We start from the raw sequence: 23,689 nt of genomic DNA on the forward strand, positions 1-23,689 counted from the left end.
TGGGACGCGTTCGCGCCGGTCATCCGTCGTGCGGAAGACGACCGCGAGGACTGGGTCCAGCACGGGGGCCGTCGTCACGGGGCGAAGTTGTCGGAACCCGCACACATCCCCACGTCCCGGCGCTAGCGCCGCTGGAAAGCAAGAACGGCGTCCGCATGCCTTCGTACTGCGGTGCGTCCTTTACCTGCCGGTGCGAAGCCTGCAATCAGGCGGCATGCTCGCGCTGCCCGCCATTCCGCTCCTTGCCCTGGCCTGCGTCCCGCTGGTTGGCTGGGGGCTGCGCCGTGCCCCCGTCATGGCGCCCTGGCTCGCCGCGCTCCCGGCGGCGCTGTTCCTGCTGGTCCTCACGACCCCCGACGGGGCCATGTTCAGCCTGCCTTGGATCCCGACGCTCGGCGTAGAGCTTTCCGCCTCGACGGCCTGTCGCGCCTTTTCGCGCTGCTGATCGCCGGCATCGGTGCCGGCGTGTTCCTCTACGCTGCCGCCTATCTTGAAGGGCACCCGCTGCTGCACCGCTTACTCGCGGTGCTCACGCTGTTCATGGCGGCGATGCTGGGCGCGGTTCTGGCCGACGACCTGCTGCTGCTGTTCGCCTTCTGGGAACTCACCAGCCTCGCCTCCTTCCTGCTGATCGGCTTCGACGCCCATCGCGCCGAGGCGCGCCGTGCCGCGCAGCAGGGGCTGATGGTGACGGTGGCCGGCGGCCTCGCCATGCTCGCAGGGATCCTGGTGCTGGGGGATGCCGCCGGCACCTTCCGCATTTCCGCCATCCTGGCGCAGGGCAGCACCCTCGCCGCGCATCCGGCGGCGCCCTGGATCGTGGTGCTGATCGCAATCGGTTGCTTCGCCAAGAGCGCGCAGTGGCCGCTGCATTTCTGGCTGCCCAACGCCATGGCGGCGCCGACGCCGGTCTCGGCCTATCTTCATTCGGCCACCATGGTGAAGCTCGGGGTCTATCTGCTGGCGCGGCTGAATCCCGCCTTCCAGGAGATGGCGCTGTGGCAGGGCCTGCTCACCGGATTCGGCACCGCAACCATGCTGGCCGGCGCGGTGCTGGCGCTGCGCGAGCGCGACCTCAAGCGCAAGCTCGCCTGGTCCACGGTGGTGGCGCTCGGCACGCTGGTCGCGTTGATCGGCATCGAGGACCCGCTCGCCGCGACCGCCGCGGTCGTCTTCCTGCTGGTCCATGCGCTTTACAAGGCGAGCCTTTTTCTGATTGCCGGCATCGTGGACAAGAAGGCCGGCACGCGCGATGCCATGCAACTGCGCGGTCTGGCTCGGCGCATGCCCATCACCGCAGCCGCGGCGCTGCTGGCGGGGCTCTCCATGGCGGGCGCGCCGGGCTTCATCGGCGCCTTCGCGAAGGATCTGCTGTTCACCGTTCAACTCGGCGTGCCGGGACTGCTGCCTGCGGTCGCGCTGGTGGTGAACGCGGCGATGGTGGTGGTTGCGGGCGTCGTCGCGGCGCGGCCCTTCATGGGCAAGCCAATGGAAACCCGCGACGTGGCGAAGGATCCGCCGCCTGCGCTGCTCGTCGCGCCGATCGTTCTGGCGACGCTTGGGCTCGTGTTCGGCATGGCGCCGCACCTCATCTCCGCCGCCATCATCGAGCCTGCGGCCGGCGCCATCCTCGGCCGGCCGACGGGGATCGCGCTCGGCGAGAAGCAGGGCGGCACGGTGGTGATGACCATGTCCTTCGCCGCGCTCGGCCTCGGCCTGCTGATGTTCCTGGGCTGGCGGCGCCTGCAGCCCACGCTGGCCGGCCAGACCTGGCTCGACACCTACGGTCCGGACGCCGGCTATGGTCGCGCGATGCGCGCCGTCTCGGCCGTCGCGGTGGCGCTTACGCGCCGGGTGCAAGGCGGCAGCCTGCGCGGCTACCTGGCGGCGAGCCTCGCATTGGTCTTCGCCGGCGCGGCGCTGGTTCTGATGGCTCGCGGGGGGCTCGCGCTGCCGCTGCCCGGTCCGTGGGCCGGGCCGGCACAACTCGCGCTCGCGGCTGTCATCCTCGCCGGCGCGCTGGCCGCCTGCCGGCTGCGTGCGCTGTTCGGCCAGGTGATGGCGGCAGCACTCGTCGGTTTCGGCGTCGGCATCCTGTTCCTGACGCTGGGCGCGGCCGACCTCGCCTTCACCCAGTTCACCGTCGAGATCCTGGCCATCGTGCTGCTGGTCGCGATTCTGGCGCGGCTGCCCTTCCACGCGCCGGACGCGCGGCGCGCGCCGGAGCGCCGGCGTGACGCGCTGCTCGCCGCCGGCGTGGGCGCGGCCGGCACCGCCATCCTGCTCGCCGTGCTTTCGGTGCCCTTCGACCCCTTCATCACTGAATGGATGGGTCAGGCCGCGGTGCCGGAGGCGAGGGGGCGCAACGTCGTCAATGTCATCATCGTGGATTTCCGGGCGCTCGACACGCTGGGCGAGATCGCGGTGCTGCTGCGCCGGGCCGGGAAGCCGGGCTGATGCTGGACAGCCTGATCCTGCGCGCCTCGGCGCGCTACGTGCTGTGGGCCTGCGTCGCGCTGTCGGTCTTCGTGCTGCTGCGCGGCCACAACGAGCCGGGCGGCGGGTTCATCGGCGGGCTGATCGGCGCGCTCGGCTTCGTCTTCCACGCGCTGGCGCGCGGCCCGGCGGCGACGCGGCGCGTGCTGCGGCTCGACCCGCTGGCCTGGGGCGGCATCGGGCTGCTGCTGGCCGCCGGCTCCGGCCTGCCGGCGCTGCTGCTGCACGCCGAGCCGCTGCTGACGCACCAGTGGATGGAGGGCCTGCCGATCGGCACCGCGATCCCCTTCGACATCGGCGTCTATCTCGTGGTGCTGGGCTTCGCGCTGGCCTTTGTGCTGCCCTTCCTGGGCGAGGACGCGGCATGAAGGCGGCACGGTTCGCACGGGCGGGGCGGCTCTGAGATGGAAACGCTGCTCGCCCTGCTGTTCGGCCTGCTGCTGGCCGCCGCCTGCTACATGCTGCTGGCGGTCGCGGTCGCGCTCACCGGCTGGCGGATGCTGCGCGGCCCGGGCATCGCCGACCGCGCGGTGGCGATGGACCTGCTCGGCCTGCTCGCGGTCAGCGCCACCGCGCTCGCGGCGCTGGCCAGCGGGCACCTCGCGCTGCTCGATGTCGCGCTCGGCCTCGGCCTCGTGGGCTTCGTCGGCGCGGTGGGCGTCGCCGCCTTCATCGCGCGCGCCTCCCGCCCGCCGGAGGCGCGCGATGACTGACGCGCTCGCCGCCCTGCTGCTGGTGCTGGGCGCCGCCATCGCGCTGATCGCGGCGATCGGCGTGGCGCGGCTGCCCGACGCCTTCCTCCGGATGCACGCCGCCACCAAGGCGGGGGTGGTCGGCGCGGGACTGATCCTGATCGGCGCCGGCCTCGCCTTCGGCAGCGGTGATGCCTGGCTGCGCGTCGGGCTGATCGTGCTGTTCCTGCTAGTGACGGTGCCGCTTTCCTCGCATGCGCTCGGCCGCGCCGCCTATATCGGCGGTGCGCCGCTGTGGGCGGGCAGCGCCGAGGACGCGCTGGCCGGCGTGCTGCCGCGCCATGCCATTGATGACGAAACCGCCTCTCCCGCCCCGGTGCAGCAGGCCGCTGCCATCCCGGCGCCGGCCATCGCGTCCATGCCGGGTGCGCCGGACGGCCCGGCGCGGCCCGCCGGTCCGGGCGACGCGCGCGGCGCTGCGCCCTGACCGTCCGTGCTGTAGTACGATCGCAGCCGCGCGCCCGCGCAGTTCCGGGCCGACACGGGGCATCTCGCTGGCGGCGGGGCCTTTGGCCTTCCGGACGCTTCCGAGGGAGACGATACGGCAGGCATGACAGGGCCCGTCGGATCTGCCCAGACTCCACGGGCCGGATTCGTGCGCCGCCCGCCGATCGGGACCTGCCAACATGAGGACGACCAATGAACGACGCTCTTCTGATCGCGGGTGGCCTGATCCTGCTGGTGGCGGGCGGGGAGCTGTTCGTGCGCGGCGCCGTGCAGATCGCCGAGCGAATGGGCGTGTCGCCGCTGCTGATCGGCCTCACCCTGGTCGGCTTCGGCACCTCGACGCCCGAGCTGGTGACCAGCGTGAAGGCCTCGCTGGCCGGCTCGCCCGGAATCGCGGTGGGCAACATCGTCGGCTCCAACATCGCCAACGTCCTGGTGATCCTGGGCATCGCCGCGCTGATCACGCCGATCGCCGTCGGGCGCGGGGCGCTGCGCCGCGACGGCACGATCGGCGCGGCGGTGGCGCTGGCCTTCGCCGGCGTCGGCGTCTTCGGCATGCTCGACCGCGCCGTGGGCACGCTGTTCCTGGCCGGGCTGGTCGCCTACATCGCCTACGCTTGGCGCGAGGAGAGCCGCGGCGAACCGGACCACACCGCCGCCTTCGAGAAGGCGCTGGCCTTCGAGGAAGTCCACCCGAGCGGCCTGCACGTGACCCATGCCTCGGCGCCGGGGGCGGGCTGGAAGGGGGTCGCGATCTCGTCCGGCTTCGCCTTCGGCGGCCTCGTGCTGGTGGTGTTCGGCGGCGGCCTGCTGGTGGATGGCGCGGCCGGCCTGGCGCGCGGCCTCGGCGTGTCGGAGACGGTGATCGGGCTGACCATCGTCGCGATCGGCACCTCGATGCCGGAGCTCGTCACCTCGGTGATCGCCGCGCTGCGCCGCCACGCCGATGTGGCGCTGGGCAATGTGCTCGGGTCCAACATCTACAACATCCTCGGTATCGGCGGCGCAACGGCGCTGCTCGCGCCCACGCCCATCCCCGCGGCGATCGTCGCCTACGACGTCTGGGTCATGCTGGGCGTGTCGCTGCTGCTGCTGGTCGTCGCCCGCACCGGCTGGCGGATCGGCCGCCGCGAGGGCGCGGCGCTGATGGCGCTCTATGTCGTCTATGTATGGTCGATCTGGCCGGTGGCGTGAGGCGCAAGCGTCAGAAGGCGCCGAACCGGCCGGCCAGGAGCAGCACGACCACCAGCGCCAGGATCGGCCCCGCGCAGGCGACGGCGAAGATGTCGCCATAGGATTCGCGGTGCGTCAGCCGGCAGATCGCCAGCAGCGTGACCACCGCGCCGCTGTGCGGCAGCGCATCGAGCCCGCCGGTGGCGATGGCGGTCACCCGGTGCAGCACTTCCGGCGCGATGCCGGCGGCGAGCCCGCGCGCGAGGTAGGTCTCGCCCATGGTGCCGAGCGCGATGCTCATCCCGCCCGAGGCGGAGCCGGTGATGCCGGCCAGGATGTTCACCGCGATGGAGAGCGAGACCAGCGGATTGCCCGGCGCGATGCCGAGCACCGCGTCGCGGACCAGGGCAAAGGCCGGCAGCGAGGCGACCACCGCACCGAAGCCGACCAGCACCGCCGTGTTGAGCGCCGGGATCGCCGCGGCATTGGCGCCGGCGCCCAGCGTCTCGCCCAGCCGCGGCAGGCGGCGCAGATTGGCCAGCAGCGTCAAGATGATGGTGACGGCGAGCGCGAGCAGGATCGCCCAATACCCGATCAGGTTCGCCGGATCCGCCCCGCCCAGGCGCGGATCGGCCGGCTGCCCGGCCAGCAGGGAGGGCAGGACCACCCCGGCGAACAGCCCGTTCAGCACCACCACCAGCAGGATCGGCGCAGCGGCCAGCGCCAGCGGCGGTGCCGGTGCGGCAGGCGCGCCGTCGCGCAGCGCCTCGGCGATGTCGAAGCCCTCGCCCTGCGCCATCTCGCGCAGCCGCGCCGCGGCCGGCGCCGGCGGCTCGGGCGCATCGGCGGCGAAGCGCCCGCGCCGCGCCCGGCACAGCAGCCAGGCGAGGCCGAAGCCCAGCATCACCGCGCCGCCGATCAGCCCGAGCCCGGGGGCGGCGAAGGCGGTGGTGCCGAAGAAGGGCATCGGGATGGCGTTCTGGATCGCCGGCGTGCCGGGCAGCGCGGTCATGGTGAAGGTGAATGCGCCGAGCGCGATGGTCGCCGGGATCAGCGCCCGCGGCAGGCGGGCGCGGGCGAACAGCTCCGCGGCCAGCGGCTGCACCGCGAAGGCGACGACGAACAGCGACACCCCGCCATAGGTCAGCGCCGCGCAGGCCAGCACCACCGCCGGGATGGCGTTGGCCGGGCCGAGCCGCGCCGCCAGCGCCGCGGCCAGGGCGCGCGCCGCGCCGGTCTCCTCCATCAGCTTGCCGAAGATGGCGCCGAGCACGAACAGCGCGAGGAACTGCGCGAGGAAGCCGCCGAGCGCGGGCATCATGACATGGGTGAGCGAGGCCAGCGCCGGCGCGCCCGCCGCCAGCACCGCGGCCAGGGCGGCGAGCGGGGCGGCGACCAGCACGCTGACCCCGCGATAGGCGAGCAGGATCAGCAGCGCCAGCGCGGCGAGGATGCCGAGGATGCCGCTCACGGCAGCATTCCGGCGTCGGGCGGGACGGCCAGCGTGGCGCGCCGGCCGAGATCGGCGCGGTGGCGCGCGAGCCAGGCGCCGGTGGCATCGAAGCCCTGCTGGTGCAGGCACTGCAGATAGGACCACTCGGGCAGGCGCGCCCTGTCGCCGGGCGCGAAGACGCTTTCGTCGGCGCTGATCCGGTGCAGCCGCAGCGAGCCGAGCCGGTTGAACAGCGGCTCGGCGCCGGCACCCGCCCCGCCGCCCTCTGCCAGCGCGCGCTGGAGCGCGGCGATCGCCCGCAGTTCGTTCACCAGGCTCGCGTTGAAGACGATCTCGTTCAGCCGCTCCGCGGTCGCGGCGGCGCCGCGCGGCGCCTCGCGCCGTTCCTGCGGGGTGAGCTGGACGATCAGCAGGTCGCTCGCGTCGGCTTCGGCGATCAGCGGCGCCAGCGGCGGATTGGCCAGGTAGCCGCCATCCCAGTAGGCGCGGCCGTCGATCTCGACGGCGCGGAACAGATGCGGCAGGCAGGCCGAGGCCAGCACAGCCTCGGGCGTCAGGTCGGCGTTGCGGAAGACACGCAAGGCGCCGGTCGCGACGTCGGTCGCCGAGAGGAACAGCCGCGGCGCGTCGGCGGCGCGCAGGCGCTCGAAATCCACCGCCTCGGCCAGCAGGCGGCGCAGCGGGTTGAGATTCTGGCCCAGTGCCGTGCCGCCGCCGAGCCCGCCGATCGCCGTCTCGGCGAAGGCGCGCCAGGCGGCCTGGGTGGCCGACCACAGCGCGAAGGGCGCCCATTCGGGCAGCGCCGCGCCGAAGGGACCGGCCGCGAGCCGCGCCGCCTGCGCCGCGCGGCTGACACTCTTCCAGAACTGCCACAGGGTGCGCTGCGCCGCCGGGCGGCCGCCCTCCATCAGCCCGTGCGCCAGCAGCACGGCATTGACCGCCCCGGCGCTCGCGCCGCTGATGGCCACGATTTCGATGCCGTCCTCGTTGAGCAGCCGCTCCAGCGCGCCCCAGGTGAAGGCGCCATGCGCACCGCCGCCCTGCAGCGCGAGTTCGAGCCGGACCGGCGGCATTGCGGTGCCGGATGGCGGGCGGGCGGTCAAGTGCCGGCGTCCCCGTCGCGGCGGGCTGGCGGTGTTTCGGCGTTGTCCTTCCGCGCCAACCGCACGCTGACCGGGGGCGTGTTCTGGACCAGCCAGTAGCCGACACTCGTTGCGACGACCAGAAGAGCGAGTCCGAACATCTCCATCGGCTGGGTCGTCTCCTGGTCCAGGATGATCACCTTCCGCGCCACCGCCATCAGGGCGGTGGCGATGACGATCTTGATGTGGATGACTTCCTCGCGCAGGTAGATCGTGATGTTGACGAAGACCTCGATGGCAATCAGCACGGCCATGAAGGCGCCGAAGGTCGCCAGCATGTCGGCAATTGTCAGGATGAAGCGCGGCGGCGAGACCATACGTTGCCAGATCACCCAGCCGATATCCACGACGCCCATGATGATCACGAAGATCATCATGATCGCCATGGCGCGGACACACATGCGGATGACGTATTGCAGCCGGTCGATGAGGGGTTCCTGGTCCGGCGCCATGTCGGGTCCTTCTTGTTGGGGCGATGGGGGGGGTGGCGATCAGGCAGCAGACACGATCAAGGGGCGCAAGCGACGTATCGCCCATTTCTCCATCTCGAGCAGCGCGAAGATCAACACCGCGACCGCCAGCACGGGCAACCCTTCCGCGAGCGGATCCAGCGGCCGGGACGCGAATAGCAACTGCATGGGCGCCGCGTAGGTGAAAAGCAACTGCAGGACGATGACCGCCGCGACCCCGATCAGCACGGCCCGGGTGCCGAGCATGCCGCGCCAGCTCAACGAAGCACCGTGCCGGTAGCGCACGCTGAACAGATAGGCGACTTCGGCCGCCACGAGTGTGTTGACGGCCATCGTCCGCGCCGTCTCGACAGACAGCCCCTGCGCGGTGGCGAATTTGAACATGCCAAAGACGCAGCCGAAGAACAGCAGCGAGACGAAGACGATGCGCCAGACCACGAAGCCAGTAAGGAGGGGCTGGTCGGCCGGGCGCGGCGGCAGGCGCATGGTACCGGGCTCGGTCGGCTCGAAGGCGAGGGTGAGCGCGAGTGCGACCGAGCTCACCATGTTCACCCACAGGATCTGCGTCGGCGTGATCGGCAATTGCGTGCCGAGCAGGATCGCCAGCACGATGCTCATCGCCTCGCCGCCATTGATCGGCAGCAGGAAGGTCACGGTCTTGGTGAGGTTGTCGTAGACCGTGCGCCCGGCCCGCACGGCGGCGGCGATGGTGGCGAAGTTGTCGTCGGCCAGCACCATCTCGGCCGCTTCCTTGGCCGCCTCGGTGCCCTTGCGGCCCATCGCCACGCCGACATCGGCGCGCTTGAGCGCGGGGGCATCGTTCACCCCGTCGCCGGTCATGGCGACGACGGCGCCCCCGGCCTGCAGCGCCTCGACCAGGCGCAGCTTGTGCTCGGGGCTGGTGCGGGCGAAGACATCGCTCTCCAACACGCGCACGCGCAGCGTCGCGTCGTCGAGCGTGTCAAGCTCGGCGCCGGTGACCACCGACCCCGCGCCGCGCAACCCGACCTGGCGCGCGATCGCGCTCGCGGTCGCGGCGTGATCGCCGGTGATCATCTTCACGCGGATGCCGGCGGCCTGGCATTCCGCCACCGCGGCGATCGCCTCCTCGCGCGGCGGGTCGATCAGCCCGAGCAGCCCCAGCAGCACGAGCCCGCCCTCGATGTCGGCGGGCGCCAGGGTGTCGGTGCCGTGCGGCACGTCGGCCCTGGTGGCGACGGCGATGACACGCAGCCCGTCGGCGGCCAGCGCCTCGGCCCGGGCACGCCAAGCGGAGGCGTCCAGCGGTGCGGTGCCGTCTTCCCGCCGGACCGCGGCGCACATGGCCAAGACCCGTTCCGGCGCGCCCTTGACGCAGACGAAGGCAGCGTCGTGGCCGGCGTGCAGCGTCGCCATGTAGCGGTGGCGGCTGTCGAAGGGGATCTCGTCGCGCCGCGGATGGCGCAGCCGCGCCGTCTCGGGCGCCAGACCGGCCCGGGCGGCGAAGGCGAGCATCGCCCCCTCCATCGGGTCGCCCGCCACCGTCCAGCCGCCGTCCGGCTGCTCGCGCAGCGCGGCGTCGTTGCACAGCGCGACGCCCTGCGCGAGTTCCTGCAGTAGCGCCAGCGCGGCGGGGCCTGGCGTCTCGCCGGCCAGGGCGACGCTGCCGCCGGGCGCATAGCCCGAGCCCGAGACCTCGAAACGGCCGAAATCGGAGTCGATGACCGCGACCGCCATCTCGTTGCGGGTCAGCGTGCCGGTCTTGTCGGAGCAGATGACGGAAACGGCGCCGAGAGTCTCGACCGCCGGCAATTGCCGTACGATGGCGTTGCGCGCCGCCATGCGCCGCACGCCGATCGCGAGCGTGATGGTCATCACCGCCGGCAGCCCCTCGGGGATCGAGGCCACCGCGATGCCGACCACGGCCATGAAGGCTTCCTCGGCGCCGAAACCGCGGAAGAGCCAAGCGAAGGCGAAGATCAGGACCGCCAGTCCGAGAATGATCCCGGTCAGCCGCCTGGCGAACAGGTTCATCTGGCGTAGCAGCGGCGTCGTCAGCGTCTGCACGGCACCGATCATGCCGCTGATGCGGCCGATCTCGGTCGCCGGGCCGGTGGCGACGACGACGCCCATGCCCTGCCCCGCGGCGACCAGCGTTCCTGAGAAGGCCATGGAGGTCCGGTCGGCGAGCGGCGCGTCCGCCGCCACGGGATCGGACGTCTTGTCCACCGGCACCGATTCGCCCGTCAGCGCCGCCTCCTCGACACGCAGGCCGCGCGCGCGCAGCAGCCTGAGGTCGGCGGGAACGCGCTCGCCCGGCTCGAGCAGCACCACGTCGCCGGGTACGAGATCGGCCGCGTCCACGGTGATCCGTGCGCCGTCGCGCAGCACGGAAGCGTGCGGGCTGAGCATGTCGCGGATGGCATTGAGCGCCTGCTCTGCGCGGCCTTCCTGGACGAAGGCGACGGTGGCGTTCACCAGCACCACGCTCAGGATGACGATGGCGTCCTTGAAGTAGCCGAGCACCCCGGTGATGGCCGCCGCGGCGATCAGGACCTGGATCAGCAGGTGGTTGAACTGAGCGAGGAAGCGCCGGAACGCGCTGCGCGGCGCGGCCGCCGGCAGCGTGTTCGGGCCGTGCTCGGAGAGGCGCCGGGCGGCCTCACCGCGCGTGAGGCCCGCGGGCGCCGCACCAAGACGGCCCAAAGCTTGCTCCGTCGCCAGGCTATGCCAGCCGGCGCCGCCTCCGTTTTGTGCGCGCGGCGGTGCCGGGCCTGGTGGAAGCGACATGCCGCCTCTCCTCGATGGTCATGGTCCCAAGTGTCGTCCAGTGGTGCGCGGCTGGACCCGACCTGCCCACCGCTCGGATGACCGGTCCGCCTATGCGGCCAGCAGCGTAGGCAGCGTCGGCCCCTGGTCGAGCAGGTCCATCGTCGCGCTGCCGAACACCAGATTGTGCAGCGGTGCATGCCGGACGGCGCCCATCACCAGCAGGTCCGCCTGGGCCTCCCGCGCGGCGTCCAGGATCGCGCGCGTCACGCCGCCGCTGCCGCGCTGCACGGGCCGGAAGTTGGCCTTCGCGCCGTGCCGCGCCAGCAGGTGGGTCAGTTCGACCGCCGACTGCCCCGGGCGGAATTCCTTGTCGTCGGTGACGCTCACGACAGTTACCGAATCCGCCCGCTTCATGAGCGGCAGCGCGCCATGCACCGCGCGCACCGCAGCGGTCGAGGCATCCCAGGCCACGATGACGCGTGAAGGCGGCGACGCGGCGGCGTGGCTGGGCGGCACGAGTAGCATGGGGCGTCCGGACGAGAAGATGCCGCCGTTGGCGACGAAGCGCTTGCCGATGTCGGCGCCCGACCCGAAGGACATGACACCGAGGTCGCTGACCCGCATCTGATCGGCGAGGACCTCCCCGACGCCGTAGGCGAAGCTGCTGCGGCCGCGCACCTCGAAGCGCAGGCCCCGCGTCTCGAGCGCCGCCCGGACGTGCAGCAGCACGCCATCCTCGTGCGCTGCCAGCTCGGTCTCCGGCATCTCGGCGTCTCCGCCCGGCGGCTCGGGGCGATAGACGCTCGCCGCGAACACCAGTGCCGCAACATGCGCCGAATGCGCCTCCGCCAGGGCCAGAGGCAGGGCGATGGACGCATCCACCGCGCCCAGCGTGTCCGGCTCCACATGCAGCGCGATTGTAGTGACAGCCACGATCCCAGCCTCCTTCACGTTCAATTCGGACCCCGCGAGCATGAGGCGCGCACGAGGTCGGTTTTCAAGAGCATGGCGCGCTGCCGAACCGCGGAGCGCTGTTCCGTTCGCTCTCCGTTTGTCCTTCCGCGCCTGGTCACGCCATCGGCCCGGGCCCGCTGCGCCGGCTCGGCCCGCGGCGCTCAGATGCACTCAACGGCGCTGATTGAGCAATGATGTACATCAATGCCGGCCAGTCGCGCCTGCGGATACACGTCGCAGTCTGACGAGCGTTCAGACGTGAGGAGCGCGGTGCTCACGCGGCGTCTCCTGATCTTGAGGGAGGCTGCGGAGCCGATGCCCTTGTCGGCGACCGCGTGCGTTTTCGCACGCGGCAATGTGCGGTGGCGCTGCGCGGCGACACCGCGAGGAGTATTGGGACGGCATGACAACCGACGACAAACCGCGCGCGTTGCCCCCGACACTCCAGACCGCGGTGCATGACCTCGCGCAGGCCGGGTCACGCGACGCGATCGTCTCCTTCGAGGTGAATCGGACGCGGGTGATCAGCTACAGCGATCTCGCCGCCGAGGTGGCGCGCCAGGCGCGCCGTCTCGCGCATGCGGGTGTCGGCCCGGGAGATCCCGTCATCCTCTGCGGGCCGGGCGGCGCTGACTGGATCCTGACCTGCCTCGCCATCCTGCATTGCGGTGCATGCGTAGTCCCGGTGGACGCGACGCTCGGCGCCGACAGTTTCCGCCACGTGCTGCGCGACAGCGGAGCGCGCGTCGCGCTGATCGCGCCATCCTCGGCACTGAGGCTGCGCCGGCCGCTCGACCAGCAGGGCGTGCGCGCGCTGCCGCTGGCCCAGGACGAAACGGCAGAGGAAAGCCGGGACGCCACCTTCGCGCGCGTCGGTCCCGAGGATCGCGCGGTGCTGTTCTACACGTCGGGAACAACCGGGCCGCCCAAGGGCGTGCCGCTGACGCACGGGAACCTGATCTACCAGCTCCGCGTGCTCGCCGGCACGGGCATCGTGTCGGCCGAGGATCGTGTCCTGCTGCCGCTGCCGATGCACCATGTCTATCCGCTGGTGCTCGGCGTGCTCACGCCGCTCGCCGCCGGCATCGCGGTGGTGCTTCCGGCGGGCTTCACCGGCCCGCAGGTGGTCGCCGCGCTGCAATCGGGCCGGCCGACGGTGATGATCGGCGTGCCGCGGCTGTTCGATGCCCTGACCAGCGCCGTGGCCGAGCGGATGCGACATGGCGGGCCTGTCGCGCAGGCGCTGTTTCGTGGCGCGCTCGGGCTGTCGCGCCTCGTCCGCCGCCGTTTCGGCTGGCGGATCGGCCGCATGCTGTTCGCGCCGCTGCACCGCCGGCTCGGCCCATCGCTGCGCGTCGTCGTCTCCGGCGGCGCCGCGCTCAGGTCCGAGACCGCCTGGACCATGGAGGCGCTCGGCTGGGAGGTCGCGAGCGGCTACGGGCTCACCGAGACCTCGCCCATGCTCACCATCCACCCGCCGGGCGCGATGCGCTTCGAGACCGTCGGCGGCGTGATCCCGGAGACCGAGTTGCGGATCGAGGGCGCGGCGGAGGGCAACGCCGAGGGCGAGGTCCTGGTCCGCGGCCCGGGCGTGTTCGCCGGTTATCATGCGCTGCCGGAGAAGACGGCGGAGGCCTTCACCGCGGATGGCTGGTTCCGCACCGGCGATCTCGGCCGGCTCGACGACGCGGGCTGGCTGCATCTCACCGGGCGGCGCTCGACGGTGATCGTCACCGAAGGCGGCAAGAACCTGCAGCCCGAGGAGATCGAGGAGGCGTATCAGGCGCATCCGGCGATCGAGGAGATCGCGGTTCTCCAGCACGACGGCCGCCTCGCCGGCCTGATCGTGCCAGCGCGCGCCGCGCGGGCGGAGGACGAGGGCGAGGCGGCGATCCGCGAGGCCGTGCGCGAGGTCTCGCACAGCCTGCCATCCTATCAGCGCCTCGCCGAATACCGCCTGACCGTCGAGCCCATCGCCCGCACCCGGCTGGGCAAGCCGCGCCGCCAGCTCATCGCGCAGGCCTATGCGCGGGCCGGGCAGGACGGGCGCGAGGCGGCCCGCCGCGAGACCGGCCCCGTGCCGGTCGAGACGCTGTCGGCCGACGACCGCGCGCTGCTCGAGCACGACACGGCGCTGGCGGTGTTCCGGATGCTCGGCGCGCGCTTCGCGGATCGCCGCATCGGACCCGACAGCGACCTGCAGCTCGATCTCGGGATCGATTCGATCGGCTGGCTCGACCTGTCCCTCGAGATCGCCGACCGGGCCGGGGTCACGCTGTCGGATGCGACGATCGGCGAGATCCGCACCGTACGCGACCTGCTGGTTCGGGTGGCCGAGGGCGGCGATGCCGGGGCCGATGCGCGGCTGCCGCTCGAGGAGCCGGAGCGCGTGCTGGGCGAGGGCGGGCTTCGCTGGCTGGAACCGCGCGGCAGCGGCCGGCGGATCGCCGGCCGCGTGCTCGCGGCGGCGAACCGCCTGGTGGTCCGCCGGCTGTTCGGGCTGAGCGTGCGCGGCGCCGAGGCGCTTCCCGCCACGGGCCCCTTCGTGCTCGCGCCCAACCACGCGAGCTACCTCGACCCCTTCGCGATCGCCGCCGCGCTGGACGCGGCGCGGCTCGAGCGGATCTACTGGGCCGGCTGGAGCGAACTGATCGCCACCGGACCGCTGCGCCGCGCCTTCGCCCGCATCGCCGGCATCCTGCCCGTGGACGGCGGGCGCGCCACCGCGGCCAGCGTCGCCTTCGGCAGTGCGGCGCTGCGGCGCGGCCATGGGCTCGCCTGGTTCCCCGAGGGCATCCGGTCCGCCGACGGGCAATTGCAGCCGTTCAAGGCCGGCATCGGCGTGCTCCTCGCGCACCGCAACGACATCCCGGTGGTGCCGGTGGTGCTGCGCGGGACCTTCGAGGCGTGGCCGCGATCACGCCGGCTGCCGCGGTTCCGCCGCCTCTCGGTGGAGTTCCTGTCTCCCTGCATGCCGGCGGACCTGGCCGCGGAAGGCACGGGCGAGGCCGAGGCGCAGCGGATCGTGAATGCGATCCGGGCGCGGATCGCGGCGGCGATCCGCGCGCAGGCTGCCCAGTGACGCGGGCGCGGGGATGCGCCCGGTTGCGCCCAGCAGGGGTTGACGCAGGTCAATGACGGCCGGCGACGCTCGTGGGAACCCTGCCGGGCCTGACGAGCGTCGGGACGGGAGGGGCGTGATGTTGACGCGGCGGTTCCTGACGGTGAAGGAGGTCGCCGAGTTGGTCCAGGTTTCGGAGGCCACCGTCCGCCACTGGATCAAGCAGAGGGACCTCAGGGCCATCGCTCTGGGACGCGAGTGGCGCGTCATCCCCCACGACCTCGAGGCGTTTCTCGGGACGCATGAGACCCGAAGCGCCGCCGGATTCCCGGGCGCTGCCGCCGATGGAACGACCGCGATGCCTGGGTCCCAGGGCGAGGCGGCGCCGGATCTGCCGGCCGACGCGTCCGAGCCCCAGGACGCCCGGCGCAACCACTGACGCATGCCGACCTCCAAAAGGCGGGGGTCGCAGAATGGAGAATCGAGATGCTCGCGCGTGACCTGATGTCGACCGGTCTGCTGACCTTCCTGCCGGAGATGGGCCTGGAGGCCGCCGCGCGCGCGATGGCCGAGCGCGGCGTCTCGGGCGCGCCGGTGGTGCGGGAGGACGGGTTGCTGGTCGGCATCATCACCGAGGGCGACCTGATACGCCGCCTCTCCGATGCGGCCGCGCCGAAATCCGGCTGGTTCGCCAGCCTGTTCAGCGCAGCGGAGAAGGAGGCCGCGCGCTTCGCCCGGGTCCGCGGCCGCACCGTGCAGGACGCCATGACCACGGACATCGCGAGCGTGGACGAGGACGAGACGGCCGAACGGATCGCACACATCATGGCATCGCGCGGGGTCCGTCGCGTGCCGGTGCTGCGCGACGGCGTCCTGGTGGGCGTCGTCTCGCGCGCCGACCTGCTGCGCGCCCTCATCATCGGAGAGGCCGGAACGGCCGTCGCCCGGTCGGACGCCGAGATCCGGCGCGCCCTGTCCGCCGCGCTGCGCGAGCAGCCCTGGTTCGACCGGCAGCTCATGTTCTTCGACGTCGCGGACGGCGCCGTGCGGCTGCACGGCTTCTGCAGGTCGGAGGACATCCGCCGCGCTCTGCGGGTGCTGGCCGAGGGCGTGCCCGGCGTCAAGCGCGTGGAGACCGATTTCGCCGCGCCGCCGCCCTTCCTGCTCGGGGCGCGCTGAGCGCCCGCGAACTGCATCTCGCGGAGGACATTGCGATGCCCAGGACCATGAAGGCCACGGTCTTCGTCGAGCCCGGCCGGATCGAGCTGCGCGAGAAGCCGGTCCCCGAGGTCGGGCCGCTCGACGCGCTGCTGCGCGTCACCACCACGACGATCTGCGGCACCGACGTCCACATCATGAAGGGCGAGTATCCCGTCGCCGAGGGACTGACGATCGGCCATGAGGCGGTCGGCGTCATCGAGCGCCTGGGGTCCGCCGTGCGGGGCTACCGCGAGGGCCAGCGCGCCATCGCCGGCGCCATCACCCCCTCCGGCTGGTCCAATGCCTGCCTGTGCGGCAGGTGCAGCCAGGACGGCGCCGGCACGAAGCACGGCTGGCGGCCGATGGGCGGCTGGCGCTTCGGCAACACCATTGACGGCTGCCAGGCCGAATACGTGCTGGTGCCGGACGCCATGGCGAACCTCGCCCCGGTGCCCGACGAGCTGACCGACGAGCAGGTGCTGATGTGCCCCGACATCATGTCCACCGGCTTCTCGGGGGCCGAGAGCGGCAAGGTGCAGATCGGCGACGCGGTCGCGGTCTTCGCCCAGGCGCCGATCGGGCTGTGCGCCACCGCCGGCGCGAAGCTGATGGGGGCCACCACCATCATCGCCGTGGACCGCGTGCCGGAGCGGCTCGCCATCGCGCGCCGCCTCGGCGCCGACCATGTGGTGGACTTCTCCAAGGCCGATCCGGTGCGCGAGATCATGCGCCTGACGGACGGCCGCGGCGTCGATGTGGCGATCGAGGCGCTCGGCGCGCAATCCACCTTCGAGGGCGCGTTGCGCGTGCTGCGGCCGGGCGGCACGCTGTCCTCGCTCGGCGTCTATTCGACCGACCTGACGATCCCGCGCGATGCCTTCGCCGCCGGGCTCGGCGACCACACCATCGTCACCACGCTTTGCCCCGGCGGCAAGGAACGGATGCGGCGGCTGATGGATGTGATCGCGAACGGGCGGCTCGACCTCAAGCCGCTGGTCACGCACCGCTTCCCGCTCGATCGGATCGTCGAGGCCTATGACCTGTTCAGCCACCAGCGGGACGGCGTGATGAAGGTGGCGATCACGCCTGAATGCGGCACGGGGCCCGTCGGGCCTTGTCAGGGCTGCCGCTCCGGCGCGCCCGGCTCCGCCCGTCCCGGCGCGCCGGCCTGGCGCACGGCCTCCGCCCGTACCGCGGCCATGGCTTGGCCGCGCAGGACGATCCCTGCGAACGGGACCGGCAGCCCGGCTTCCGCCAGGGCGCGCGTCACCCATGTATTGCACGTGAAGTGCAGTGAGTAGGCGATGACCGAGGGCACCAGCCGCAACCCGGCGCCGGGCGGCAGGGAAGGCGGCACCGGCACGCGCATCTGGCCGGCGACGAAGGCGGCAATGGCGCCGATGCCGCCCGCCGGGAGCCGGAGCGCGATCGCCTCCTCCGCCCCGGGCGGCACGGCGTCATGAAGCGCCCGGATCGAGACCACCGCGACGCCGCCGGTCAGCGCCTCGAACGCCTCGGTCAGGCCGGGCCGGTCGGCGCGCATCCAGCTCTCCAGCGCGAAGCCGAAGCTGAAGGCCGCCGCCGACGGGGCGCCGGCCCGGACCGGCGCGAGCGCCGTGGAGGCCAGCGCGTGAGCCGGCAGGCAGATCTCCGTGTGCCAGGATTCGGCGATGACGATCAGCGCAGGGCCTGGCTGCAGCGGCGGCCCCGCCGACGGCGTGAGCCGCGCGGCACAGGCGCCGACGAGCAGGGCGGGAAGGGCGCGTCGCAGCGGCATGCCCTCCCCAGATCGGGAGCCGCACGGCGTTCGCCAACGTCCCGCCGCCACGCACCGCGCGGGCCCGGCGCGGCTCGCCGCTCGTTGTGCCGATGAGCGCGACACCCGATCGCCCCGCGTCAACGGCGCTGCGGCGTGTCGCGGACCGGATCGGGACCGGGCAGGCGACGACCATCGGCATGGTGCTCCACGGCCTGGGCCCGGCGGGCGTGCCGCTGGCGGTGGTGCTGCTGGCGCTGCCCTCGGTGCTGCCGGTGCCGTTCCTGCCCACCGGCCCGGTGACGGGAACGCTCCTGATGATGATCGGCGTGGAGTTCGGCCTGGGTGCGAGGCGGCTCAGGCTGCCGGGCGCGCTGCTGCGCATCGGCCTGCCCCGCGCCGTCCTCGCCGCCGTGTTCCGGCGCGCGCTGCCGCGGGTGGAGCAGATCGAACGATGGCTGCGGCCGGGACGGCTGCGCTGGCTCACCGGCGCGGCCGCGCGGCCGCTGCTTGGGCTGAGTATCGTCCTGCTCGGCTTCTCTCTCATCCTGCCGGTGCCGTTCGGCAATCCGCCCCCGGGCATCGCGCTGATCCTGCTCGGTCTCGGCCTGCTGGCGCGCGACGGCGCGGCGGTGCTCGTCGGCCTCTGCCTTGGCCTGCTGGCGCTGGCATGGGTGGTCGCCATCAGTGCGGGAGCGCTCTATGCGCTGCATCTCGCGGTCGTGGCGCTCGGCTGGTGGTGACCGGGGACGCCGATGGCGGAGCAGGCGGCATTGCGCGAAGGTGTCGCCGGCATGCCCGGCGGACGGCACGCCGCCGCCGCCGCGCGGGCGCAGCAGCCGGCAATGCGGCGGCCGCACCGGCGCCTGGCAGAACAGCGTCGCGGCAATTGAAGGCATAGGCAGATGTCGGATTCTGTTGGCAATGTCGATCCAGGGACCGCTCTCCGGCGGATCGTCGCCGGCACCGATCTCTCATCGCGCGCGGACCGCGCGCTGCGCCGCGCCGCGCTCGTCGCCGCTGCGGCGGGCGCCGAGTTGCTCGTGCTGCACGCGGTGGACGATGACCAGCCGCGCCACGTCGTCGAGGCCGAGCGTCGCGAGGCATCGCCGATCCTCCGCGAGCAGGTGGCTGCGCTCGGACAGGCGTCGGCGCATCCCGTTCTCCCGCTGATCGAGGAAGGCGATCCCTTTGAGGCGATCCTGCGCGCCGCCGAAACGTGGGAGGCCGAGCTCATCGTGCTCGGCGAGCACCGGCGCCGGCCGCTGCGCGACATCTTCGCCGGCACCACGGTCGAGCGGGTCATGCGCCACGGCTGCCGCCCGGTACTGATGGTGAACCGGGCGCCGGCGGGCCCCTACCGCCACGTGCTCGCCGCCACCGACCTTTCCGAGCATGCGGCGCGCGCGCTGCGTGCCGCAGTACGACTCGGATTGCTCGACCAGGCACGGCTGACGCTGCTGCACGTCTTCGAGCCGCCCGGCCTTGGGGCGTTGGCACTGGCCGACGTACCGGCGGCCGCGGTGGCGGCGCACGAGGCCGATTCGGCACGCGAGGCCGCCGCCGCACTGGCGGGTTTCGTCGCGGCGCTCGGCCTGCCCTACCGGCCCGAGCAGCGCGTCGTGGCGGGGCGGGCGGCAACGGTCGTCAAACAGGCGGTGGAGCATTCGCGCCCCGACCTTCTGGTCATCGGCACCGCCGGCGCCAGCCTCCTGCGCCGCGCGGTCCTGGGCAGCGTCGCCGCCGAGGTGCTGGCCGCCGTGCGCTGCGACGCGCTCGCCGTGCCGCCCGAGACGCCGCGATGAGAACGCGATCCGGCGCGGGGGCCTGAGTCTTGGTGGAACTGATCGCGGCCTCGGTGTTCTACGAGGTCGCCGCCCTGCTGGCGCTCGGCGCCGCGGCCGGACTGGCCGCGCTGTTCCTGCGCCAGCCGCTGATCGTCGGGCTGATCGGCGCTGGCATCATCGCGGGACCCGCGGTGCTCGGCGTGGCGCGCTCGGACGAGCACATCGACCTGCTGGCCGAGCTCGGCATCGCCGTGCTGCTGTTCCTGGTCGGGCTCAAGCTCGATATCGGCCTGATCCGCAGCCTCGGCGCCGTGGCGCTCGCCACCGGGCTCGGCCAGGTGACCTTCACCGCGGTGGTCGGCTTCGGCCTGTGCCTGCTGCTCGGGCTCGACACCGTGACCAGCATCTATGTCGCGGTGGCGCTGACCTTCTCGAGCACCATCATCATCGTCAAGCTGCTGTCGGACAAGCGCGAGATCGACAGCCTGCACGGGCGCATCGCGCTCGGCTTCCTGATCGTGCAGGACATCGTCGTGGTGATCGCCATGGTGGTGGTCTCGGCCCTGGCCGCCGGCGTGGGGGAGGCGGCGCTGGGCGGCCTGCTGCGGGTCGCGGCGGGCGGCGTGGCGATGCTGGTCTTCGTCGGGCTGGTGATCCGCTTCGCCGCCGAGCCGCTGACCGCCCGGCTGGCCCACGCGCCCGAGCTGCTGGCCGGCTTCGCCATCGGCTGGGCGGCGCTGCTGGCGGCGGTCGGCGACGCCCTCGGGATCGGCAAGGAGATCGGCGGCCTGCTCGCCGGCGTCGCGCTGGCCTCCACCCAGTTCCGCGAGGCGATCGCCGCGCGGCTGTCGGCGTTGCGCGACTTCCTGCTGCTGTTCTTCTTCATCGCGCTCGGCGCGCGGCTCGACCTTGGCGCGATGGGCGAGCAGCTGGGCGCTGCGGCGGTGCTCTCGGTGTTCGTGCTGGTGGGCAATCCGCTGATCGTGGTCGCCATCATGGGGGCGATGGGCTACCGGCGGAGAACCGGCTTCCTTGCCGGGCTGACGGTGGCGCAGATCAGCGAATTCTCGCTGATCCTGATGGCGATGGGCGTCGCGCTGGGGCATGTGGCGGAACCGGCACTCGGCCTGGTGACGCTGATCGGCCTGATCACCATCGCGCTGTCGACCTACATGATCACGCATTCGCATCGGCTCGCCGCCTGGTTCGACCGGCCGCTGCGGAACTTCGAGCGCGATCACCCCTGGCGCGAGGCGGCCGAGACGGGCGGCATGGCGGCCGAGGCGGCGGCCGCGCCCGATGTGGTGATCTTCGGGCTCGGCCGTTTCGGCCGGGCGATCGCCGAGCGCCTGCGCGCGCGCGGCCTGGCGGTTCTGGGGGTTGATTTCGACCCCGAGGCGGTGCGCGCCTGGCGCCGCCGCGGCTTCGAGGCGGTCTATGGCGACGCGACGGATCCCAAACTCGTCGCCACGCTGCCGCTCGGGCGTGCGCGCTGGGCGATCTCCGCCATCCCGAGCCATGCTGGCGGGCTGACCCACGAGGACCATCGCCTGGCGCTGATCGCTGCGCTGCGCGGAGAGCGGTTCGGCGGCAGGATCGCGGTCACCGCCCATGGGCGGTCCGAACGCAACGAGCTGCTGGGGCGCGGCGCGGACCTGGTGCTGCTGCCCTTCCACGACGCCGCCGAGCGCGCCGCCGAGCTCGTCGCGGTGAAGCCCGAGGGCTGAGCGGGTTCCGTTCAGCCGGCGAGCAGCCGGAACAGCATCAGGCCGATGATGAACACCGGTGCGAGCCAGCGGATCGCCCACAGCAGGAGCGCCCAGGCCAGGCCGCGCATTCCCGCTAGGTCGCGGGCGGTGCCGGCCGGCAGCACCCAGCCGAAGAACAGGGCGAGACCGAGGCCGGCCAGCGGCAGGACCAGGTTGGAGACCACGTGGTCCACCTCCTCGAGCAGCGGCGCGCCGGTCACGTTGAGCCAGGCGAGCGGTCCGTATCCGAGGGCCGGCGCCACGCCGCCCAGCAGGGCCGCGCCGCCGACAGCGAGGACGGCCGTGCGGCGCCGCAGGCCGGCACGCTGCATGAGGGCAGCGACCGGAACCTCGAGCAGCGAGATCATCGAGGTCAGCGCCGCCGCACTGAGCAGGAGGAAGAAGGCGTTGGCCAACATCTTGCCGCCCGGCATGGCGAGGAAGATGTCGGGCAGGGTGATGAAGGCGAGCTCCGCCCCGGCAGCCGGGTTGCCACCCATCGCGAAGACCGCCGGGAAGATCGCCAGGCCGGCGACAATGGCGAAGCAGGTGTCGCCGGCGACGATCACCGCGGCCGAGCCGACGATGCGCTGCTCGGGCTTCATGTAGCCGCCGTAGGTGATGTAGACCGCCATGCCGAGGCCGATCGAGAAGAAAGCCTGCCCCATTGCCGCCAGGACCACGCGCGGGTCGAACACCGCCGACCACTGGGGCATGAAGAGGAAGGCGACGCCGCCGGAGGAGCCCGGCAGGGTCAGCGCGAAGCCGGCCAGCAGCAGGACGATGAAGGCCAGCATCGGCATCAGCCACAGGCAACTGCGTTCGATGCCGCGGGCGACGCCGGCGACGACGATGGCCATGCTGATCGCCATCATGCCCAAATGCCAGCCGAGCGGTTCGAGCGGATGGGCGATGAAGGCGCGGAAGGAGGCCGCGAAGCCGCCCGGCGGGCGGTCCCACAGCGTCCCGGACGCGGCGGCGGAGAAGTAGCGCAGCGCCCAGCCGGCGATTACGGAGTAATACGCCAGGATCAGCGCCGAGCCCGCCACGCCGAGCCACCCGACCCGGCGCCAAGGCGAGGCAGGCGCGAGGCGCTCGAAGGCAGTGACGCCGTCAACCCTGCTGCGCTTCCCGATGGCGATCTCCGCGACGACCAGAGGCAGGCCGAGCGTCAGGACGATGACCAGATAGACCAGCAGGAACGCGCCACCGCCGTTCTCGCCGGCGACATAGGCGAAGCGCCAGATGTTTCCGAGCCCAACCGCCGAGCCGATGGCGGCGAGGATGAAGCCCGTCTGGCTGCCCCATTGCTCACGCATCGGGCGCGCACCGCCTCCGGGTATCCCATCCGTCCGGGAAACGGACCGGCCGGCGGCATGGTGTCCGGCCGACGGCCTTCGGCTTGAGGATGGCGAAGTCCATCACGGCGGTCACATTCCCGTGGCATCAGGACCCGCGTGCCGGAGCGGGGAGCCATACCACGAAGGTCGGCGATGACGAAGCCGCCTGCACGACCAGCGGCACCGCAGGCTGGCACCATGACCGAGGCGGAGCCCGGCGGCAACGGGGTGCCACACCGCGGGATCCTCCTGCGCCTCAATCCTGTCGCCGCGTCCCGCTTGGGAGCGACACGCCCCTGCGGGGCGGGCCACACTACTAGGTCGGCGCCGCGGACAGGCTCGCGGCGCCGATGGCTTCCCGCCTCCATCGGTGGAAGTGCCAGCTGGTGATTCAACCCGCGCTGATGCCCTGATCGCCCGCTCAGGAGCGGAGGCCAGCCAGGAACGGTCCAGCCGCCTGCACCGCCGCGGCGCACCCCGGAGTCGCCTCCGCGACGATCACGACGCCATCGCGGAAGCCGATCAGCACGCCCGCGGCGGTGGTGATCCCCCACCATGGGTCATCGGCCGCGCGCGCGGCGAGTGCCGGACCCGCCTCCGAGGTGCAGCGCGTCACGTCGGCGACGACCGATGGCGATGCGCCTGCCGCCTGCAGCCGCGTGCTCCATTCCGCCTGCATCGGCTCGACTACCAGGCTCATCAGCAGCCAAAGAAAGAAGTCCCGAATCATCGCATCTTCTCCAGATTGTTGGTTTGGCCGGTGTGGTCGGCACGCCCGACGCGCGGAACCTGCCGACGTCGTGTTCGTTGCCCGCGAAGACCCGCATCGGCGCGCCCGTCCTGAGCAGAAGCACCGCGAAAATGGAGCGCACGCGGTCGCCCAAGGTCAGTCCGAGAACGATGCAGCCGGCCGACAGGCTGAGGCTCTCGCGCATTCCGCTCCGGGCGTGCAGCGCCCCGAGGTCGACGACCGGCAGGCCAATGACGCTTGCCATGAAGGCGCGCCGCGTCCAGGCAGGCTTGCCGGGTCCAGTTGCCGACCAGGATCGAGTCGCAGCAGTCCATGTTGAAACCGGGCTCCATGTGCGGGCGCGACGGTCCGACATGACGCTGCATATCGCGCCAGAGGAACCCGGGTACCGTCTTGCGGCATACATCG

20 protein-coding genes and 1 pseudogene are annotated in these 23,689 nt (G+C 72.4%); 13 read left to right on the forward strand and 8 right to left on the reverse strand.

All coding sequences use genetic code 11. The annotated features are described in order from the left end of the window. The first annotated feature begins 214 nt into the window (after window positions 1-214). The 6 genes from KPL78_RS20850 to KPL78_RS20875 all read left to right on the forward strand — a co-directional run bounded on the left by KPL78_RS20850 (window position 215) and on the right by KPL78_RS20875 (window position 4,889). Entirely contained in the window at window positions 215-445 is a 231-nt protein-coding gene (locus KPL78_RS20850; RefSeq protein ID WP_211848970.1) for a hypothetical protein, read from the forward strand. Next, the gene (gene mbhE, locus KPL78_RS20855; protein WP_211848969.1) at window positions 379-2,457 is read left to right on the forward strand and encodes a hydrogen gas-evolving membrane-bound hydrogenase subunit E; all 2,079 of its coding nucleotides are present in this window, start codon (window positions 379-381) and stop codon (window positions 2,455-2,457) included. Before KPL78_RS20850 ends, mbhE begins: the two co-directional genes overlap by 67 nt. Further along, window positions 2,457-2,864 carry an MnhB domain-containing protein gene (locus KPL78_RS20860; protein WP_246523935.1) on the forward strand — a complete coding sequence of 136 codons (408 nt, stop codon included), beginning with the start codon at window positions 2,457-2,459 and terminating at the stop codon, window positions 2,862-2,864. The genes mbhE and KPL78_RS20860 overlap by 1 nt, the downstream gene beginning before the upstream one ends. A gap of 36 nt (window positions 2,865-2,900) precedes the next feature. Continuing rightward, window positions 2,901-3,209 carry an MrpF/PhaF family protein gene (locus KPL78_RS20865; protein WP_211848968.1) on the forward strand — a complete coding sequence of 103 codons (309 nt, stop codon included), beginning with the start codon at window positions 2,901-2,903 and terminating at the stop codon, window positions 3,207-3,209. Next, entirely contained in the window at window positions 3,202-3,675 is a 474-nt protein-coding gene (mnhG, locus tag KPL78_RS20870; RefSeq protein WP_211848967.1) for a monovalent cation/H(+) antiporter subunit G, read from the forward strand. Before KPL78_RS20865 ends, mnhG begins: the two co-directional genes overlap by 8 nt. 212 nt (window positions 3,676-3,887) lie before the next feature. Continuing rightward, window positions 3,888-4,889 (forward strand): calcium/sodium antiporter, encoded by a 1,002-nt coding sequence (locus KPL78_RS20875; RefSeq protein ID WP_219764918.1) that lies wholly within the window; start codon window positions 3,888-3,890, stop codon window positions 4,887-4,889. A gap of 10 nt (window positions 4,890-4,899) precedes the next feature. Here KPL78_RS20875 and KPL78_RS20880 read toward each other — a convergent pair whose 3' ends face one another. From KPL78_RS20880 to KPL78_RS30870, 5 genes are all read right to left on the reverse strand, one after another. Further along, on the reverse strand, window positions 4,900-6,339 hold the full coding sequence (locus KPL78_RS20880) for a GntP family permease (protein WP_219764919.1): 1,440 nt from the start codon (window positions 6,337-6,339) through the stop codon (window positions 4,900-4,902). Continuing rightward, entirely contained in the window at window positions 6,336-7,424 is a 1,089-nt protein-coding gene (locus tag KPL78_RS20885) for a patatin-like phospholipase family protein (protein WP_219764920.1), read from the reverse strand. The genes KPL78_RS20880 and KPL78_RS20885 overlap by 4 nt, the downstream gene beginning before the upstream one ends. Beyond that, the gene (locus tag KPL78_RS20890) at window positions 7,421-7,915 is read right to left on the reverse strand and encodes a phosphate-starvation-inducible PsiE family protein (RefSeq protein WP_219764921.1); all 495 of its coding nucleotides are present in this window, start codon (window positions 7,913-7,915) and stop codon (window positions 7,421-7,423) included. The genes KPL78_RS20885 and KPL78_RS20890 overlap by 4 nt, the downstream gene beginning before the upstream one ends. Window positions 7,916-7,954: 39 nt before the next feature. After that, complete coding sequence (locus KPL78_RS20895) at window positions 7,955-10,702, reverse strand: HAD-IC family P-type ATPase (RefSeq protein ID WP_219764922.1); 2,748 nt, start codon at window positions 10,700-10,702, stop codon at window positions 7,955-7,957. Window positions 10,703-10,792: 90 nt separating this feature from the next. Further along, window positions 10,793-11,617 (reverse strand): universal stress protein, encoded by an 825-nt coding sequence (locus KPL78_RS30870; RefSeq protein ID WP_211848961.1) that lies wholly within the window; start codon window positions 11,615-11,617, stop codon window positions 10,793-10,795. A gap of 424 nt (window positions 11,618-12,041) precedes the next feature. Between KPL78_RS30870 and KPL78_RS20905 the strand changes: the two genes are divergently transcribed. The 4 genes and pseudogenes from KPL78_RS20905 to KPL78_RS20920 all read left to right on the forward strand — a co-directional run. Continuing rightward, a complete protein-coding gene (locus KPL78_RS20905; protein ID WP_219764923.1) occupies window positions 12,042-14,720 on the forward strand; it encodes an AMP-binding protein in 2,679 nt (892 codons plus the stop codon). 52 nt (window positions 14,721-14,772) lie between these two features. Beyond that, window positions 14,773-15,138: a helix-turn-helix domain-containing protein gene (locus KPL78_RS20910; protein ID WP_255569258.1), complete on the forward strand. Its 366-nt coding sequence runs from the start codon at window positions 14,773-14,775 to the stop codon at window positions 15,136-15,138. Between the two features lie 47 nt (window positions 15,139-15,185). Further along, window positions 15,186-15,878: a CBS domain-containing protein gene (locus KPL78_RS20915; RefSeq protein WP_219764924.1), complete on the forward strand. Its 693-nt coding sequence runs from the start codon at window positions 15,186-15,188 to the stop codon at window positions 15,876-15,878. A 47-nt stretch (window positions 15,879-15,925) separates the two neighbouring features. After that, a pseudogene (locus KPL78_RS20920) lies at window positions 15,926-16,939 on the forward strand (NAD(P)-dependent alcohol dehydrogenase); the annotation flags it as partial. Between the two features lie 77 nt (window positions 16,940-17,016). Here the strand turns inward: KPL78_RS20920 and KPL78_RS20925 are convergent. Then, complete coding sequence (locus KPL78_RS20925) at window positions 17,017-17,676, reverse strand: DUF2459 domain-containing protein (RefSeq protein WP_211848957.1); 660 nt, start codon at window positions 17,674-17,676, stop codon at window positions 17,017-17,019. A gap of 92 nt (window positions 17,677-17,768) precedes the next feature. Between KPL78_RS20925 and KPL78_RS20930 the strand changes: the two genes are divergently transcribed. The 3 genes from KPL78_RS20930 (at window position 17,769) to KPL78_RS20940 (ending at window position 21,169) form a co-directional block, all read left to right on the forward strand. Further along, window positions 17,769-18,398, forward strand: a complete 630-nt coding sequence (locus KPL78_RS20930; RefSeq protein ID WP_219764925.1) for an exopolysaccharide biosynthesis protein — start codon at window positions 17,769-17,771, stop codon at window positions 18,396-18,398. Between the two features lie 162 nt (window positions 18,399-18,560). Next, the gene (locus KPL78_RS20935; protein WP_219764926.1) at window positions 18,561-19,460 is read left to right on the forward strand and encodes a universal stress protein; all 900 of its coding nucleotides are present in this window, start codon (window positions 18,561-18,563) and stop codon (window positions 19,458-19,460) included. 32 nt (window positions 19,461-19,492) lie between these two features. Then, window positions 19,493-21,169: a cation:proton antiporter gene (locus KPL78_RS20940; protein ID WP_369412805.1), complete on the forward strand. Its 1,677-nt coding sequence runs from the start codon at window positions 19,493-19,495 to the stop codon at window positions 21,167-21,169. An 11-nt stretch (window positions 21,170-21,180) separates the two neighbouring features. Here KPL78_RS20940 and KPL78_RS20945 read toward each other — a convergent pair whose 3' ends face one another. Next, on the reverse strand, window positions 21,181-22,509 hold the full coding sequence (locus KPL78_RS20945; RefSeq protein WP_211848952.1) for a sodium-dependent transporter: 1,329 nt from the start codon (window positions 22,507-22,509) through the stop codon (window positions 21,181-21,183). Between the two features lie 442 nt (window positions 22,510-22,951). Beyond that, the gene (locus KPL78_RS20950; protein WP_211848951.1) at window positions 22,952-23,260 is read right to left on the reverse strand and encodes a hypothetical protein; all 309 of its coding nucleotides are present in this window, start codon (window positions 23,258-23,260) and stop codon (window positions 22,952-22,954) included. Between the last annotated feature and the right edge of the window lie 429 nt (window positions 23,261-23,689).

Source organism: Roseomonas alba, from assembly GCF_019430885.1.
GTDB lineage: Bacteria > Pseudomonadota > Alphaproteobacteria > Acetobacterales > Acetobacteraceae > Neoroseomonas > Neoroseomonas alba.

Excerpts from the sequence above, each read along its gene's own strand:
- KPL78_RS20850 (WP_211848970.1), top strand. The coding sequence starts at position 215 with ATGCTCGCGCTGCCCGCCATTCCGCTCCTTGCCCTGGCCTGCGTCCCG.
- KPL78_RS20860 (WP_246523935.1), top strand. The coding sequence starts at position 2,457 with ATGCTGGACAGCCTGATCCTGCGCGCCTCGGCGCGCTACGTGCTGTGG.
- KPL78_RS20865 (WP_211848968.1), top strand. The coding sequence starts at position 2,901 with ATGGAAACGCTGCTCGCCCTGCTGTTCGGCCTGCTGCTGGCCGCCGCC.
- mnhG (WP_211848967.1), top strand. The coding sequence starts at position 3,202 with ATGACTGACGCGCTCGCCGCCCTGCTGCTGGTGCTGGGCGCCGCCATC.
- KPL78_RS20875 (WP_219764918.1), top strand. The coding sequence starts at position 3,888 with ATGAACGACGCTCTTCTGATCGCGGGTGGCCTGATCCTGCTGGTGGCG.
- KPL78_RS20890 (WP_219764921.1), bottom strand. The coding sequence starts at position 7,915 with ATGGCGCCGGACCAGGAACCCCTCATCGACCGGCTGCAATACGTCATC.
- KPL78_RS20895 (WP_219764922.1), bottom strand. The coding sequence starts at position 10,702 with ATGTCGCTTCCACCAGGCCCGGCACCGCCGCGCGCACAAAACGGAGGC.
- KPL78_RS20905 (WP_219764923.1), top strand. The coding sequence starts at position 12,042 with ATGACAACCGACGACAAACCGCGCGCGTTGCCCCCGACACTCCAGACC.
- KPL78_RS20910 (WP_255569258.1), top strand. The coding sequence starts at position 14,773 with ATGACGGCCGGCGACGCTCGTGGGAACCCTGCCGGGCCTGACGAGCGT.
- KPL78_RS20915 (WP_219764924.1), top strand. The coding sequence starts at position 15,186 with ATGCTCGCGCGTGACCTGATGTCGACCGGTCTGCTGACCTTCCTGCCG.
- KPL78_RS20925 (WP_211848957.1), bottom strand. The coding sequence starts at position 17,676 with ATGCCGCTGCGACGCGCCCTTCCCGCCCTGCTCGTCGGCGCCTGTGCC.
- KPL78_RS20930 (WP_219764925.1), top strand. The coding sequence starts at position 17,769 with ATGAGCGCGACACCCGATCGCCCCGCGTCAACGGCGCTGCGGCGTGTC.
- KPL78_RS20935 (WP_219764926.1), top strand. The coding sequence starts at position 18,561 with ATGTCGGATTCTGTTGGCAATGTCGATCCAGGGACCGCTCTCCGGCGG.
- KPL78_RS20945 (WP_211848952.1), bottom strand. The coding sequence starts at position 22,509 with ATGCGTGAGCAATGGGGCAGCCAGACGGGCTTCATCCTCGCCGCCATC.
- KPL78_RS20950 (WP_211848951.1), bottom strand. The coding sequence starts at position 23,260 with ATGATTCGGGACTTCTTTCTTTGGCTGCTGATGAGCCTGGTAGTCGAG.